This window comes from Rhodococcus koreensis (assembly GCF_900105905.1).
Lineage (GTDB): Bacteria > Actinomycetota > Actinomycetes > Mycobacteriales > Mycobacteriaceae > Rhodococcus_F > Rhodococcus_F koreensis.
Window position 1 is genome coordinate 5005146 of sequence record NZ_FNSV01000005.1, and the last position, 16175, is coordinate 5021320.

General features: G+C 67.8%; 12 protein-coding genes and 2 tRNA genes. All 14 read right to left on the reverse strand.

All coding sequences use genetic code 11. From position 1 onward, the window contains the following. Window positions 1–18 precede the first annotated feature (18 nt). The 14 genes from BLV94_RS27465 to BLV94_RS27530 all read right to left on the reverse strand — a co-directional run bounded on the left by BLV94_RS27465 (window position 19) and on the right by BLV94_RS27530 (window position 16146). Window positions 19–852, reverse strand: coding sequence for a siderophore-interacting protein (locus tag BLV94_RS27465; RefSeq protein WP_072942770.1), 834 nt, complete (start codon window positions 850–852; stop codon window positions 19–21). Between the two features lie 94 nt (window positions 853–946). Beyond that, window positions 947–1019 (reverse strand) — tRNA-Ala (locus BLV94_RS27470). 120 nt (window positions 1020–1139) lie between these two features. Then, window positions 1140–1213: transfer RNA gene (locus BLV94_RS27475), tRNA-Ile, on the reverse strand. 131 nt (window positions 1214–1344) lie between these two features. Continuing rightward, window positions 1345–2748, reverse strand: coding sequence for a DUF3566 domain-containing protein (locus BLV94_RS27480; protein WP_072942769.1), 1404 nt, complete (start codon window positions 2746–2748; stop codon window positions 1345–1347). Then, window positions 2748–5270, reverse strand: coding sequence for a DNA gyrase subunit A (gyrA, locus tag BLV94_RS27485; RefSeq protein ID WP_072942768.1), 2523 nt, complete (start codon window positions 5268–5270; stop codon window positions 2748–2750). Before gyrA ends, BLV94_RS27480 begins: the two co-directional genes overlap by 1 nt. Before the next feature lie 151 nt (window positions 5271–5421). Continuing rightward, on the reverse strand, window positions 5422–6264 hold the full coding sequence (locus BLV94_RS27490) for an MHYT domain-containing protein (RefSeq protein WP_072942766.1): 843 nt from the start codon (window positions 6262–6264) through the stop codon (window positions 5422–5424). 11 nt (window positions 6265–6275) lie between these two features. Then, entirely contained in the window at window positions 6276–6827 is a 552-nt protein-coding gene (locus tag BLV94_RS27495; RefSeq protein WP_005249094.1) for a GTP-binding protein, read from the reverse strand. A gap of 13 nt (window positions 6828–6840) precedes the next feature. Continuing rightward, window positions 6841–7215: a DUF742 domain-containing protein gene (locus tag BLV94_RS27500; protein WP_072942764.1), complete on the reverse strand. Its 375-nt coding sequence runs from the start codon at window positions 7213–7215 to the stop codon at window positions 6841–6843. A gap of 7 nt (window positions 7216–7222) precedes the next feature. Then, window positions 7223–7639: a roadblock/LC7 domain-containing protein gene (locus BLV94_RS27505; RefSeq protein WP_005249096.1), complete on the reverse strand. Its 417-nt coding sequence runs from the start codon at window positions 7637–7639 to the stop codon at window positions 7223–7225. After that, complete coding sequence (locus BLV94_RS27510) at window positions 7636–10482, reverse strand: sensor histidine kinase (protein ID WP_072942756.1); 2847 nt, start codon at window positions 10480–10482, stop codon at window positions 7636–7638. The genes BLV94_RS27505 and BLV94_RS27510 overlap by 4 nt, the downstream gene beginning before the upstream one ends. A 425-nt stretch (window positions 10483–10907) precedes the next feature. Beyond that, on the reverse strand, window positions 10908–12950 hold the full coding sequence (gene gyrB, locus BLV94_RS27515) for a DNA topoisomerase (ATP-hydrolyzing) subunit B (RefSeq protein WP_072942754.1): 2043 nt from the start codon (window positions 12948–12950) through the stop codon (window positions 10908–10910). Between the two features lie 197 nt (window positions 12951–13147). Then, on the reverse strand, window positions 13148–14086 hold the full coding sequence (locus tag BLV94_RS27520; RefSeq protein ID WP_072942752.1) for an alpha/beta fold hydrolase: 939 nt from the start codon (window positions 14084–14086) through the stop codon (window positions 13148–13150). Between the two features lie 36 nt (window positions 14087–14122). Further along, window positions 14123–15241: a PDR/VanB family oxidoreductase gene (locus tag BLV94_RS27525; protein ID WP_072942750.1), complete on the reverse strand. Its 1119-nt coding sequence runs from the start codon at window positions 15239–15241 to the stop codon at window positions 14123–14125. Beyond that, window positions 15238–16146: a metal-dependent hydrolase gene (locus tag BLV94_RS27530; protein WP_072942749.1), complete on the reverse strand. Its 909-nt coding sequence runs from the start codon at window positions 16144–16146 to the stop codon at window positions 15238–15240. The genes BLV94_RS27525 and BLV94_RS27530 overlap by 4 nt, the downstream gene beginning before the upstream one ends. Window positions 16147–16175 lie beyond the last annotated feature (29 nt).

The following is a 16175-nucleotide window of genomic DNA, read 5'->3' on the forward strand; positions in this document are numbered from 1 at the left end:
GTGCGAGTGTAGGGCCGGTCAGTCGTCCAGACCGGCGACTCCGCGTTTCCAGTAGCCCGTGAACAGCGACTCCATCCGGTCCTTGCTCCACGCGCGCAACGGCTTGATGTCGTTCGCCTCGCCGGCCGCGAACAGGAACGTGCGGCCGTCGGGCAGCGCGAGCGACTGCACCGTCGACGCCAGTGTGGACTCGCTGCCGTCGCGAACGAGCCACGTCACGTCCACGTCGTCGCGCGCGGCCAGCGGGTAGCCGTGCTCGACGGCGTCGTCGGTCTCGATCACGACGTGCGCCGACACTTCGGCCGGGGATTCGTCGAGCCACCGCGCGACCGCGGGAAGCGCGGTGGAATCGACGGCGAAGACGTAGTGGTCGAAGTTGTGGGCGAACGCCTTCGCGCCGGGCGGGCCGGCGATTGTCACGTCGTCGCCGATCTCGACCGTCGTCGCCCAGGACGACGCGAGCCCGCCCTCGTGCAGCACGAAGTCCAGGTCGAGTTCGCGGGCGTCGGCGTCGTAGCGCCGGACGGTGTACTTCCGGCTGGTCGGGAGCGGTCGCGGCCAGTCGAGCATCATCGCGTCGTTCGCGACCGGGATGCGGCGGGTGCCGTCCGCATCGGGGAACACGATCTTCACGTGATCGTCGGCCTGATAGGTGTGGAACCCGTCCAGTCCGGGACCACCGATCGTCAGGCGCACCATGCGGGGCGTGAGGTACTCGCGCGCTCGGACCGTGACCGTGCGGACTCCGATCGGGTAACCGATGCGCGCGGTTCCCTCCCCCGTCCGGTGGTGCGACGCCACGCGGCTGCGCGGATCGAGACGGTCACGGGCTGCGGGATCGAGGGCGGTCATGAAGTAAGGGTAACCTCACTCGTAATGGGGTCCACACAGCAGTGTGCCCCGGACTCTTCCGAATCCGGGGCACACCGTTACTTCTTTCAACTTGTGGAGCCTAGGAGATTCGAACTCCTGACATCTGCCTTGCAAAGGCAGCGCTCTACCAACTGAGCTAAGGCCCCGTTACCTCGTGCCACACCTCGTTGCCGCGGAGCAACTTGGTCAGTCCGATTGCCACCAGCACTCCGGCTCCCACGAACAGGAGGACCTTCATGCGACTGACCTTTCACCGGCACCAGGAGTGGGCCTAGGAGGACTTGAACCTCCGACCTCTTCGTTATCAGCGAAGCGCTCTAACCGCCTGAGCTATAGGCCCCTGAAGTCCGGAAACTCATCTCGCACAGTTCCCTGAACCGAGTCGGAAGATTACCCCACCGGACCGGCAACTACCAAAACCGGTCCGGCGAGACGCTCTTTTCCCAGCTCAGTCCCTATCGGTTTTCGCGTTCAGTCCCGGTCCGCGAGCGTCACTTCGACGCCCCCGACGAGGTCCGAACACAGGTTGTAGATGAACGCGCCGATCGTCGCCAGCGCGGTGAAGAGCACCATGTTGGCGAGACCGATGACGGCGGCGTATCCGAAGACCTGCCCGGCCGTCACGAGCCCGTCAGAGCTCGACTCCGCGACGATATCGGTGAACGCGTTGTTCAACCGGTCCCACACGCCCATCCCGTCCAGGACGACGTACAGCAGACCGACGGCCACCATCCACACGAAGAACAGCGACACCGAGATCACGGACGAGATCTTCAGCGTCGACCACGGGTCGATCTTGCGGACCTGCACCGACGCGCGGAGGGCCTCACCCTCCTCGACCCGCTGCGGGGCCACGGCGATCTTCGGCTGCTGACCTGTGGCCGCCGCCCCCGGCAGGGGGTGCTTGGCCTCGGACAGGTCCGGCATGTCCTTGGGGAGGACGTCCCGGTTGATGTGCCGGGTGGGTCCGTCGATCGCGGACGCCTTCGCCTTCGCGGCCTCCCGCTGCGTCACGGCCCCCGCCGCGGCTGCGCCGGACACCGCACCGACCGCCGCGGTGGCAGCCGTCGAGGACGCTGCGCGATTGGTCTCCTGCTTCTGCGCGGGCTGACCCTTGGCGGGTGCGGACGAGTTCGCTGCCGGCGACTTCTGCGTGGGCACCGCCTGGGTGGGCACGGCCTGGGTGGGAGCACCCGGGTTCTGTCCGCCCTGCGGTCGCTGCCCCTGGGGTGCACCCTCGGGCTGCGACTTCTGCGGCGAGGTGGTCTGCGAACCGCCCGGGGCCTTCGCTGCCGCGGCACCCGCGGCCGCCGTTCCCGCACCGTTGGCCGGGTTCGGCTGCCCCTCCGGGTGCGAGGCCTGCTTGGCTCCTGCCCCGCCCTGCAGGGGCCGCTTCAGGTTGGTCTGCGGCTCACGCTGCATTCCCCGCTGCCACGGCGGTGCCTGATTTCCCCGGATGGACTCGGTGGGCGCACCACCCGCGGGAGCCCGGTTACCGGGAGCCTGCTGCGGCGGGGCCTGATGTCCGGGGGCCTGCTGGTTCGGAGCCTGACCCTGCTGCGGTGGCACGGACCGGCCCTGCGGGGTCTGCGTACGCGGACCCTGATGCTGGGGCGTCGACGGAGACCGGGTCGGATCGGCCGGAGCCTGCCGATCCGGTCTCGCATCGGGAGCACCGCCCGGCCGGGCAGCCGGCCCCGCCTGAGCGGGGCCACGACCGGCTGACGCCTGCGGCCCCTGCGGCGCGGAACCCTGCTGCGGGTTCGGTCGCGCCGACCCGTTCTCGGGAGTCCGGGAGGCCTGCTGGTCGGGTCGCGCCTGATTGGCGGAACCCGGGTTCTGCCGGTCACTGCCTGGCTGGTTGGGAGTGCTCACTAGGACTCCTTAGCTCCTTTGCCGCTGCTCTCGGCGTTGTCGTCGGTCTCGTCGGGTTCGTCGGCATTGCGCGCGATCGCGAGCAGGGTGTCGCCTTCCCCGAGGTTCATCAAACGAACACCCTTCGTCTGCCGACCCGCCTTGCGGACCTGCTTGGCGGCGGTGCGGATGACCCCACCGCCCGACGTGATCGCGTAGAGCTCGTCGTCGTCGTTCACGATGAGCGCTCCGACCAGGGTGCCACGTTTCTTGTCGTATTGAATCGTGAGTACACCCTTTCCGCCGCGTCCCTGGACCGGGTAGTCCTCCATGCCGGTGCGCTTCGAGTAGCCGCCCGACGTCGCCACCAGCAGGTAGGTCCCCTCGCGCACCACGTTGAGCGACAGCAGTTCGTCGTCGCCGTTGAATCGCATGCCCTGGACGCCGGACGTGGCGCGTCCCATCGGGCGCAGCGCCTCGTCGGTGGCGGAGAAGCGGATCGACTGTCCCTGCGCGGAGACGAGCAGCAGGTCGTCGTCGGAGGAGCAGAGGACCGCGCCGACCAGTTCGTCCTCGCCGCGCAGGTTGATCGCGACAATGCCGCCGCTGCGGTTCGAGTCGAAGTCGGTCAGCTTGGACTTCTTCACCAGACCGTTGCGGGTGGCGAGAACCAGGTAGGGCGCGTCCTCGTACGTCTTGATCTGGATGACGCTCTGGATGCGCTCGTCGGGCTGGAACGCGAGCAGGTTGGCGACGTGCTGTCCGCGGGCCGTGCGGCTCGCCTCCGGCAGCTCGTACGCCTTGGCCCGGTACACGCGGCCCTTCGTGGTGAAGAACAGCAGCCAGTCGTGGGTGGAGCTGACGAAGAAGTGCGAGACGATGTCGTCCTGCTTCAGCCCGGCGCCCTGCACACCCTTGCCGCCGCGCTTCTGCGAGCGGTACAGGTCGGTCTTGGTGCGCTTGGCGTACCCGGTCTCGGTGATCGTGACGACGACGTCCTCGCGGGCGATCAGATCCTCGTCGGCCACGTCACCGTCGGCCGCGATGATGCGGGTCCGGCGGTCGTCGCCGTGCTTGTCGACGATCTCCTTCAGCTCGTCCCGGACGATCCCGCGCTGACGCTCGGGCTTCTCGAGGATGTCCTTGAGGTCGGCGATCTCCCGCTCGATCTCGGCGAGTTCGTCGATGATCTTCTGACGCTCGAGGGCGGCGAGGCGGCGCAGCTGCATCGCGAGGATCGCATCGGCCTGGATCTCGTCGACGGTGAGCAGCTCGATCAGGCCTGCCCGCGCGATGTCCACGGTCTGCGACGCCCGGATGAGCGCGATGACCTCGTCGAGGGCGTCGAGGGCCTTCACCAGTCCGCGCAGGATGTGAGCGCGTTCCTCGGCCTTGCGGAGCAGGTACTCGGTGCGCCTGCGGATGACCTCGACCTGGTGCGCGACGTACAGGCGGATCATCTGGTCGAGGCGCAGGGTGCGCGGCACGCCGTCGACGATGGACAGCATGTTGCAGCCGAAGCTGGTCTGCAGCTGGGTGTGCTTGTACAGGTTGTTGAGCACGACCTTCGCGACCGCGTCACGCTTGACGGTGACGACGATGCGCATACCCGCGCGGTCCGAGGACTCGTCGTGGATGTCGGAGATGCCGGCGATCTTCGCGTCACGCACCTGCTCGGCGATCGACGTGATCAGGTTGTCGGGGTTCACCTGGTAGGGCAGTTCGGTGATGACGATCGTGGTGCGCCCCTTGGCGTCCTCCTCGATCTCCACCACACCGCGCATGCGGACCGAACCGCGACCGGTGGTGTAGGCGTCATGGATGCCCTGGCCGCCGACGATCAGGCCGTGCGTCGGGAAGTCGGGACCCTTGACGCGTTCCATGACCGCGGTGAGGGTGGACTCCTCGTCCGCTTCCCAGTTCTCCAGGGCCCAGTAGATGGCCTCGGCGACCTCGCGCAGGTTGTGCGGCGGGATGTTGGTGGCCATACCGACGGCGATGCCGCCGGAACCATTGATCAACAGGTTGGGGATACGGCTGGGGAGAACTGACGGTTCCTGCGTACGCCCGTCGTAGTTCGGGGTGAAATCGACCGTCTCGTGGTCGATCTCCCGGAGCATTTCCATCGCCAGCGGAGTCAGCCGGCACTCGGTGTACCGCATCGCGGCCGCGCCGTCGTTGCCGCGGGAACCGAAGTTGCCCTGGCCGTCGACGAGCGGGTACCGCAGCGACCACGGCTGGGCCATGCGGACGAGCGTGTCGTAGATCGAGGCGTCGCCGTGCGGGTGGTAGTTACCCATCGTCTCGGCGACCGGTCGCGCAGACTTCACATAACCGCGATCGGGCCGGTACCCGTTGTCGTACATCGCGTACAGAACGCGGCGGTGCACCGGCTTGAGGCCGTCCCGCACGTCGGGCAGCGCACGGCCCACGATCACGCTCATCGCGTAATCGATGTAGCTGCTCTGCATCTCCTGCTGAATGTCGACGGGCTCGATGCGGTCGTGCCCCGGTCCCTCCGGCGGCAACGTTGTGTCGGTCATGAGCTCCTTCTTCTACTCGGCTTGACGTCTCCTCGCGGACTCGCGGTCCAGCACGACGTCGCGCAACCACCCGAGTCTATAGGTGCAGGTCAGCTATGAGGGTGAAGGACTCGGGTGCGCCCGGGAATCGGTGCCGCAGGAGTCGCCCGATCTACTGGAGTTCGAGCTCCCTGCCCTGCGTTTCGGCGGCGAGGGATTCGGCGGCGAGCATGTCGGCCTCGAGTTCGAGCTCGGCGGCGACGCGGTCGGGCGCCATCAGCAGGGCGGTGATCGGGATGGTGACCACCAGCATGCCCAGCACGAAGACGGGGAACAGGATCGAGAACACCTCGAGGCCGTCCGGACGAGCCACGGCCTGGTCGACGGCAGCGCTCAGCCCGAACACCCCGGTGTAGTGCATGGCCACCAGTCCGGCGGCCACGACCACCGACGCCACCAGCCGCAGCGTGCGCGACTCGAGGGCCGAGATGGACCACATGATTCCGGCGCCGACGACGAGGCCGATCACCGCCGACGCCGAGGTCAGCAGGATGTCGGAGTTCACCGAACCCTGGATCTCGAGGGAGGCGACGATCGCGAGGTCCATTCCGGTGAACCCGATGCCGAGGAGCACCGCACCACCTGCGAGGCGGCCGATCTCCACCGTTGCACTCGGCAGCCGGTGCTTCGTCGGCGGCGGGCTGATGATCAGCAACGCCACCGCGGCGGCCGCGACGGGCACGGCGAACGAGATCACGATCCACAGGACGTCGTAGCGCACCACGCTGCCGTAGACCTCGAACCCGACCATCGCGATGTAGTGCGGCAGCCACGCGCCGATACCGCCGATGGACAGCGCGCCCCACGCCAGCCACAGGTACCGCTGACTCGGGTTCGGCGCGGTCACCGCCTTGCGGGCGCTGGCGATACCGACGAAGACGCCGATGAACGACGTGACCGCGGCGAGGCCGATGATCCACGTGCCCATGGAGAAGTGCTGCAACTCGTCCGACATGTTTCGAATCCTCAGTACGCGGCCGTGTGGAGCTTGGTCAGTGCGTATTCGGTGATCGCGACCAGGGCGCGTTTCGCCGATTCCCGGTCACGCGCGTCGATCGGGATGATCGGCACGTCCTCGGAGATCGCGAGGGCCGCCCGAATGTCCTCGATCGGGTAACGGGGGGCGTCGTCGAACTCGTTGATCGCGACGAGGAACGGCAGCTGCCGAGCCTCGAAGAAGTCGACCGCCGCGAAACTCTCGTCCAGCCGACGGGTGTCGATCAGGACGATCGCGCCGATCGCACCGCGGATCAGGTCGTCCCACATGAACCAGAACCGGTGCTGACCGGGCGTGCCGAACAGGTACAGCACCAGGTCGTCGGCCAGGCTGATCCGACCGAAGTCCATGGCGACGGTGGTCGTGCCCTTCTGCGGTGTCGCAGCCAGGTTGTCGACGCCGTCGCTGGCGTTGGTCACGAGCGCCTCGGTGCGCAGCGGGACGATCTCGGAGACCGCCCCCACCAGCGTGGTCTTTCCGACGCCGAACCCGCCGGCGATCACGATCTTGGTCGAGGTCACCCGATTGCGGGGATCAGATTTCGCGAAGTCCACTGAGGACCCTTTCGATGAGTTCACGACGTTCGGAGTCGGTCGAGTCTTCCTTCAGGGTGGCCAGGATCTGAAGATGACCGGCCTCGACCAGGTCTGCGACGAGGACGCGTGCCACTCCGAGGGGCACACCCACCCGGGCGGCGATCTCGGCGACCGAAGGCGACTGCTGGCACAACGCGACGATGGCCGCGTTGACGTCGTCGAGTTCCCACTGCCGGTCCACCGACTGCGGCAGTGCCTGAATCAACGCTTCGAGCGCGAGCTCGACCGCGGGCCGGGTCCGGCCCGACGTCAGCGAGTACGGGCGCACGATGTTCGGGCCCCGCTGCTCCGAGTGGTGGTCGTTCATGGGCATGGGCTGGTCAGAGACCCTGCGGGGTACGGGCCGTGGCCTGCACCGATGCGCCGACGCGGTCGACCAGGATCGCCATCTCGTAGCCGACCTGCCCGATGTCGCACTCGGCGTCCGTGAGCGTCGCGAGGTGCGAGCCGTCGCCGACGCTCATGAGCAGCAGGTACCCGTGCTGCATCTCGACCACCGACTGCAGCACGCCGCCGCCCTCGAAGAGCCGGGACACGCCGGCCGACAGGCTTGCGAGCCCCGACGTGACCGCGGCCAGCTGCTCGGCCCGGTCGATCGGGAGGTGGGCGCTGGCCGCCATCAGGAGACCGTCCGCGGACACCAGCACGGCGTGCGAGACACCGGGGACGTCACTGGCGAAGTTCGACACCAACCAGTCGAGAGGTCGCGTGACGTCGGATCCATGAGCGGTGTTCATCGGTCTCCTTCAATGCTGTTACGTTCCGCGAGCCTCGTGGCCCTGCCGTTTCGGACGCCCTGCTGGTGACGACTGAGATTGGCGCGAATCGTCTCGGGGTCGCGCACCCGGCGCAGGGTCCCCGTATTGTGCGCGCCTTCGACCGTGCCGGGAACCAGCCGGTCACCGGGGCGCCGCTTCGGCAGTCCGATCTCCGGGTCGACCTCGACGGGGGTCTCGCTGACCCGTTCCGCGGCGGACCATCCGGCGTCGCCGGCGGAGTGCCAGACGCCGGGTGCGCCCTCGGCGCCGGTCGGATCGGTCAGCCAGTCGGACACCATGTCGGAGAAAATCGGGGTGCCGCCGCCGGGCCGCGGGGTCGCCGCGGCCGGGGGCGGATCGATCCGCGACTGGAAGAACGACGCGGTCTTCGCCGAGTTGGTGCGGTAGCGGTGCCGGACCGGTGCCTGGTCGTCGCCGTTCGACAACAGGGGCGCCGGTTGTTCCGCGGTCCGCGCCTCGATGCGGTTCTCGCTGCGGGGTGCGTGCGGTGCGTGCTGCGGCTGCGATTCCGCCGGCGCCGTCTCCGGCCGCGATGCCGGGGTCGCCGCCTGCGGCCGCCGCACGGGCAGCTTCGGCATCGCTCCGGATCCGCGGACGTTGACGGTGTCCTGGGACTGCGCGGCCGGGGCAGCGGCCGACGATCCCGCGCCGGCCGCGATACCGCTGGCACCGGGCTGCCGTCGGGGCAGGCTGGTGCCCGACGCCGTCGTCACCGCACCCGCGGGAGCCGGGCTCGGCGCCGGCGGAGGCGTGGACGGGGTGCGGGTCGGCAATCCGTTGCGGGTCGCCGGCAACTGCGGGGTGTCCTTGCGCGGCGCCGGGGCCGCGGGCGCCGGGATGGCGGTCCGAACCGGTGCCGCGGGAATCTTCCGCTGCGATCCCGTGTCCTGCCGCGCCGCCTGCGACACGATCAGCGCGTTCGGGATGTGGATGCTCACGGTCACACCCGGGTTGCGGGCGGTGTCGAACGTCGACCGCAGGCGCACGGTCAGACCGTGACGCTTCGCGAGCCGGCTCACGACGAACAGGCCCATGTGGCGGGCGGTCTCGGGACCGACCTCGCCACCCGACGCCAGACGCTCGTTGACGGCGCGCATGTCGTCGGCGGGGATACCGATGCCGCGGTCCGCGATCTCGAGCAGCACTCCACCGTCGACGGCGCGAGCGAAGCTGAACGTCACCGCCGTGTCCGGCGGCGAGGCGCGCAGCGCGTTGTCGACGAGTTCGGCGAGCAGGTGCACGACGTCGGTGACGACGGTGCCGCTGAGCGCACCTTCGGGGGTCGCACCCATCTGGACCCGCTGGTAGTCCTCGACCTCGGAGATCGCGGCGCGCAGCACGTCACCGAGCGGGATCGGCGCCGCCTGTGACCGACGCACGCGGGTGCCGGCCAGAATCAGCAGGTTCTCGCCGTTCCGGCGCATACGCGCGGCCAGGTGGTCCAGCCGGAACAGGCTCTCGAGGCGCTTCGGGTCCTTCTCCTCGAACTCGAGATTCTCGATCAGGCCGAGCTGCTGGTCGACGAGCGACTTGCTTCGGCGGGCGAGCGTTTCGAACATGTCGTTGATCTGCAGACGCAGTTGCGCCTGCTCACCGGCGAGCTTGAGTGCCTGCCCGTGGATGTCGTCCACGGCGCGGGCGAGCTGCCCGATCTCCTCGGAGGAGTGCACGGCCACCGGTTCGAACGACAGCCCCCTCGGATCGTCGCTGGCCTTGATCTGCTCGATCGCGTCCGGCAGGTCGCGGCGGGCGGCCTTCAGCGCGCCGTACCGCAGTCGGCGGATCGGGCCGATCAGCGACCGCGACACGAGGAGCGCGAGAACAAGCGCGGCGAGCAGCGTTCCGAGGACGATCGCCGTGTCACGCAGCGCGGCGGACCGGGTCTCGGCGGCGCGGATCTGCACGGTGGACGCGATGTCCTTCGCCACTTCGCTGGTCAGGTCCTGGTAGATGTCGCGGCTGGCGATGAGCGAGGAACGCAGCTGCAGGATGGGCAGCACCCCGCCGCGTGCCGCGTCGGCCAGACCCCGGTCGATGAGGGCGTTGCGGTCGTTGATGTTGTTCCGCAGCGTCTGGAGGCGCTCGTCGCCCTTCGGGTAGTACCGGTCGAGGACGTCGAGGAGGCTCGATTCGGCGCCGGCGGCCGCGACGACGGCCGAGGTGGGAATGTTGCCCGTGCGGGCCTTCTCCCGTCCTTCGGGACTGGCGTACACGTCCTTCACGATCACGAGACCCATGGCCTGTTCGAACAGGCGACGCTGCGCCTGCCAGGCGTTGGTCAGCTGGTAGCCCTTGTCGACGACCTCGCTGTCCTCGATGGGGCGGACGATGTCGTCGACTTCCCGGATGAAGTCCGCGGCGAACGCGCGCTGGCGTTCCGCGAGCAGATCGGTGGCGACACCCGGGGAGTCCATCAGATTGAGGAGGGCCCGGCCGTCCGAGACGGTCTGGTTGATGGAACTCGCGACGGCGGGATCCAGTTCGGGGTTCCGGGCCTGTTCGGACACGTCGTTCATCAGGGATTCCGCGACCGCACGGTCTTCCTTGGTGAGGGTGCCCGAGGCGTAACCACTGGTCACGGTACCCATCGAGGCCTCGAGGGCCACGATGTCCGGGACGACGACGATCTGGTCGGCGGCCTCGGTGAAGTGGACGGCGTTGCTCAGCTCGCCCTGCACGCGGAGCCCGCCGAGCACCATGGCGACGGTGACGGGAACTGCGAGTACCGCAGTGACCTTCCACCGCAGGCCCCAGCCCTCGATATCCCAGAACTTTGCCCGGGGCGGCGAATCGTCGCTCATCCCACGCTTCCTTTCCAACCACTCATAGCTTGTCGCTCTGTGCTCGTGACCCCGCCCGCGAGAGGGCAGCCGTACCGGATCGGACGACACGCGTCGACAGAGGAAAGTGATCGATCAGTTGCGCTGTGCGCAGCGCTGCCCGACGCACCGATTTCCGAATGTAACGAGTTCATCACATCCCCATGGGGAACGTTCTTACCACAGAAATTCCCCGATCCTTACTTCCAAGTAACATCCGCACCACTGATCCCAGACGTTGCCGCCGCGGGGTGGATCAGCCGACCAGGCTACACAGAATCGCCGTTCACAGTCGAGGACGGAATTCTGCGTCATCCGTTCCCGCAACCGGCCCAGACGGGTGCAGCCACCGGGGTCTTCCGACCACCGGTGGCTGCACGCGATCCGTATTCTGTTGTGCCGGATACCTAGACGTCGAGGAAGCGGACGTCCTTGGCGTTACGGGTGATGAAGCTTCGCCGGGCCTCGACGTCCTCGCCCATGAGGACGCTGAACAACTCGTCGGCTGCGGCCGCGTCGTCGAGCGTCACGAGACGCAGGACACGCACGGTCGGATCCATCGTGGTCTCCCACAGTTCCTTGGCGTTCATCTCGCCGAGACCTTTGTAGCGCTGGATGCCGTCGTCCTTGTTGATCTTCTTGCCCGACTCGAGGCCGGCCTTGACGAGGGCGTCGCGCTCGCGGTCGGAGTAGGCGAACTCCGGGTCGGCGCGCTGCCACTTGAGCTTGTACAGCGGGGGCTGCGCCAGGTACACGTGGCCGTGTTCGACGAGCGGCCGCATGAAGCGGAACAGCAGCGTGAGCAGCAGCGTTGCGATGTGCTGGCCGTCGACGTCGGCGTCGGCCATCAGCACGATCTTGTGGTACCGCAGCTTCGCGATGTCGAACTCGTCGTGGATGCCGGTGCCGAACGCGGTGATGATCGACTGGACTTCGGTGTTCTTCAGCACCCGGTCGATACGTGCCTTCTCGACGTTGATGATCTTGCCTCGCAGCGGCAGGATCGCCTGGTACATCGAGTCACGGCCGGACTTCGCGGAGCCGCCTGCGGAGTCGCCCTCCACGATGTAGATCTCGGACTTGCTCGGGTCGTTGGACCGGCAGTCGGCGAGCTTGCCCGGCAGGCCGCCGAGGTCGGTGGCGCTCTTGCGCCGAACCAGTTCGCGGGCCTTGCGGGCGGCGACGCGGGCCTGCGCCGACGACACCGCCTTGTTCACGATGGTCTTCGCGTCGGCCGGGTTCGCCTCGAACCAGTGCGAGAGGTGCTCGTTGCTCGCCTTCTGCACGAACGACCGGACCTCGGTGTTGCCGAGCTTCGTCTTCGTCTGACCCTCGAACTGCGGTTCACCTACCTTGACGGAGATGATCGCCGCGAGACCCTCACGGATGTCGTCACCGGTGAGTTTCGGGTCCTTCTCCTTGAGCAGCTTCTTGTCGAGTGCGTACTTGTTGACCGTCGCCGTCAGAGCGGACCGGAACCCCTCTTCGTGGGTGCCGCCCTCGTGGGTGTTGATGGTGTTCGCGAACGTGTGGACCGACTCCGAGTAGCCGGAGTTCCACTGCATCGCGATCTCGAGTTCGTGGCCGGTGCCCTTCGCGGTGAAACCGACGACGGAGTTGTGGATCGGCTGCTTCGTGCGGTTGATGTGCCGCACGTAGTCCTCGAGTCCGCCCGGGTAGTGGTAGACGCGGGTCTTGACCTTGTGGACGGCCGGCGCATCGGCTTCGGCGTGCTCGTCCTCGGCGGACTTCGGGGCGTCCGCGACCTGGCTGACGACCTCTTCCGTGACCTCGGCGTCGCTCACGCGCTCGTCGGTCAGGGTGATCGTCAGGCCCTTGTTGAGGAAGGCCATCTCCTGGAGGCGGCGCGCGACCGTCTCGAAGCTGTAGACCGTGGTCTCGAAGATGTTCGGGTCGGCCCAGAACGTGACCGTGGTGCCCGTCTCCTTGGTGGCCTCGCCCTTGACGAGTTCACCCGGCTTCGAGTCGGTGTAGGTCTGGTTCCAGCGGAAGCCGTCGCGCTTGATGTCGACGTCGAGCCGGGTGGACAGCGCGTTGACGACGGAGATACCGACACCGTGCAGACCGCCGGACACGGCATACGAGTCGGAGTCGAACTTGCCGCCGGCGTGCAGCTGGGTGAGGACGACCTCGACGGTGGGGACACCGGAGGCGTGCATCCCGACGGGGATGCCTCGGCCGTCGTCGACGACCTGGACGCCACCATCTTCGAGAAGGGTGATCTCGACCTTGCTGGCGTAGCCGGCCATGGCCTCGTCGACGGAGTTGTCGACGACTTCCCAGATCAGGTGGTGGAGACCGCGTTCACCGGTGGAACCGATGTACATACCCGGTCGCTTACGGACGGCTTCGAGTCCCTCGAGGACGGTGATGGAAGAAGCGCCGTAGTCCTTGCTGGAGGTGCTTTTGTCTGACTTCTGGGCAGCCACGGGTGGGTAGCTCTCCTTCTCCGTCCAATGCCCGACGCAGGCGCCCACCGCCCTGGTCGGGCACGCGGGAGACGAGAATCGGGAATCTTGCCGCTAGTTACCTCGGCCATCTTACTGGTACGTCTGGCCCAGGAGCGGGCTATGACACCCCTGAGCGCCCCGTAGACGAATTTTCAGGGCGCCTCGGGAGTGAAAACCTAGGCTGACGCGCTCTCGGACGGCCCGTCCGGGGCATTTCCCCATTGCCGGTCCTCGACGTCCAGCACGAACTCCGCGGCGAGTTGCGCAATGTCCGCGGCGTGGGAGATGGGCGACCAGTGACCGGCGTCGACCCCTCGACGGCGCAGATCGGGTGCCCATTTCTCGGTGTCCTCGTACCCGACGGGCCGTACCGCCTTGTCGTTCTCGTTCAGGATCAGCTGGACGGGGACGTCGGTGTACCGCTCACGCGGCCGCAGCAGGCTGGTCCGGATGTTCGCCCGGTACAGCTTGAGACCGTTGACCATGTCGTCCGCCAGCGTCGGCGCCGGACGCACCAGGGCCGGGTCGAGGCGGTCGAAGAACTTCAGGAACGCCGGCCAGTGCCGGGAGAACCACAGCCGCAGCGGCAGCGTCGCCAGGCCCGGGATCTGGAACAGGACGGTGTAGCCGGACGCGACGGCCTGCGCGAGCGGCCCGCCGAACCGGCGGTCGGAGATGCGGCGGCGCATCCACTTCCCGAGGTGGTCGAGGTTCGGCCCGGAGACGGACGTGAACGACGCGATCCGCGTACGGGCGCCCGGTTCGCAGACCGCCTCCCACGCCTCCACCGACCCCCAGTCGTGCGCGAGCACGTGCACCGGCCTGCCCGGGCTGACGGCGTCGATCACCGTGAACAGGTCGCCCGCCAGGGCGGGCAGCCGGTAGTCCTCGACCCGGGTGGGCACGGTGCTCTCGCCGGCGCCGCGGCTGTCGTAGCTGACCACCCGGAACCGTTCCTTCAGGAACGGCACCACCCGGCTCCACAGTTCGTGGGTGTCGGGCCAGCCGTGAACTAGCACCATCGTCTCGCCGGCGGGGTTGCCTTCCTCGAACACGGCGAGGTCGACGGAACCGTTGGTGATCCGCCGGGCGGTACCGGACGTGGATGGAGTCATGGGTGTCCTCTGGGTTCGGGTTCGGGAATCGGTGGATTACAGGTCGAGGACGAGGCGGCCGCCGTCGGTGCGGGACACGCAGATCAGCATCTCGTTCTCCTGCTCGGCGTCGGTGAGCCGCGTCTCGCGGTGGTCCGGGGTGCCGGACAGCACCTTGACCCTGCAGGTGCCGCAGAATCCCTGCTGGCACGAATACCCCACTCCGGGCATCGTCTTCTTGATCACCGTGAGCGCGGATTCGTCGGCGGGCACGGTGAGCACCTCACCCGTGCTGACGAGCTGCACTTCGAATTCGGTGCCGCCCCGGACCGGCGGCGCACCGAATCGCTCGAAATGCAACGCGGTGGCGGGGCTTCCGGGAAAGGCGCGGCGCACCGACTCGAGCATCGGCGTCGGCCCGCAGCAGTAGACGGCGCCGCCGGGCGCGGCACGCTCGAGCAATTCCTCTGCGATTGGCAGTCCGAATTCGTCGTCGGGGCGGATGAAAATCCGTGACGGATCGAATGTTTCGATCTCGTCGAGGAACGGCATCGACTCCCGGGACCGGCCGGAATACACGAACTGCCAGTCCATCCCGAGATCGCGCGCGGCGCGCACCATCGCCAGGATCGGCGTGATGCCGATGCCGCCGGCGACGAAGAGCGCGCTCCCCTCGCCCACGAACGGAAATCCGTTGCGGGGTCCGCGAACCGTCACCGACGCCCCCGGCTCGAGGGCATGCATCTCGAGGGATCCGCCACCTCCGTCGGGGATACAGCGGACGGCGATGCTGTAGCCCGTGCGGTCGGACGGATCCCCGCACAGCGAGTACTGACGTCGCAGCCCGGACGGCAGGTGGAAGTCGAGGTGCGAACCCGGCTGCCACGCAGGAAGTTCGGCGCCGTCCTCGGCCTCGAACCGCAACTGCACGACGTTGTCGTCCAACGCGACGACGTCCCGTTGGGAGACAACCATTTTCATCGCCACATCGGGGTTGTGACCGGCGACGCCGGGGTCGTACTCGTACGCGGTGAGAACACGAAGGTACTTGGCGGCCACGGCCTCGGTGATCCGCATGGCGCGGTCGGGACGCGAGCGGCCCTTGATGTCCGGCGGCGCGTCGTACCGGGGCAGGCCCTGCCCGGTGAACACCTCCCGCACCTGGGACAGCTTCATCGCTCGGCCGCCTGAGCCGCCGGCGAGGACGCCAGGTACTTCACGGCCTGCGCCGTCGAACCCTCGTTGCTCGGGTGGTACGACCGCGTGAAGTACGTCGACATCCGCTTGCCGAGTTCGCGGGCCGTCGGGAGGGTGCCGCGCTTGCCCGCCGCGAAGAAATCGGTCAGGTGCGGCTTACGCCGGTGCGCCGACCACTGCGCGAGCTCCGGATCGTTCCGCATGAGGAATCGGGTGCCGCGTACCCACAGCCATACGATGACCGGAGTCACGATCAGCTGGGTGCGGATCCGCCGCGACTCCCGCTTGTCGAAGTACCGCATGACGTCGTACGCCACCGACCGGTGCTCGACCTCCTCGGCGCCGTGCCAGCGCAGCAGGTCGAGCATCGTCGGGTGCATCCCCACCCGATCGAGGCCCTCGGCGCCCAGGACCCAGTCGCCGAGGAACGCGGTGATGTGCTCGATGGCGGCGATGACCGCCAGCCGCTCGATCAGGTAGTTCTTCTCGCGCAGACCGGTCAGCGGTCGCGGTCCGAGGATCTTGGAGAAGGTCCATTCCATCTGCTCGGTGAAGGGTGTCGGATCGAGCCCCTTCTCCTTCAGGTGCACCAGCACGCCGGTGTGCGCGTTGGCATGCATCGCTTCCTGGCCGATGAACCCGACGACGTCGTCGCGGAGCTGCTCGTCCTCGATCAGCGGCAGGGCCTCTTTGAACGTCTCGACGAACCACTCCTCGCCCGCGGGCAGGAGGAGGTGCAGGACATTGAGGACGTGCGTGCTGAACGGGTCGCCCGGGATCCAGTGCATCGGGAGGTTCGACCAGTCGAACTCCACGTTTCTGGCCTGCAACAGGATGTGGTCCGGTTCGGGGATCGCGTTCCGGGGCGCAGTCGGGGCGGACATCTCATTACTCCTTCGTGCCGGCGGCTGCG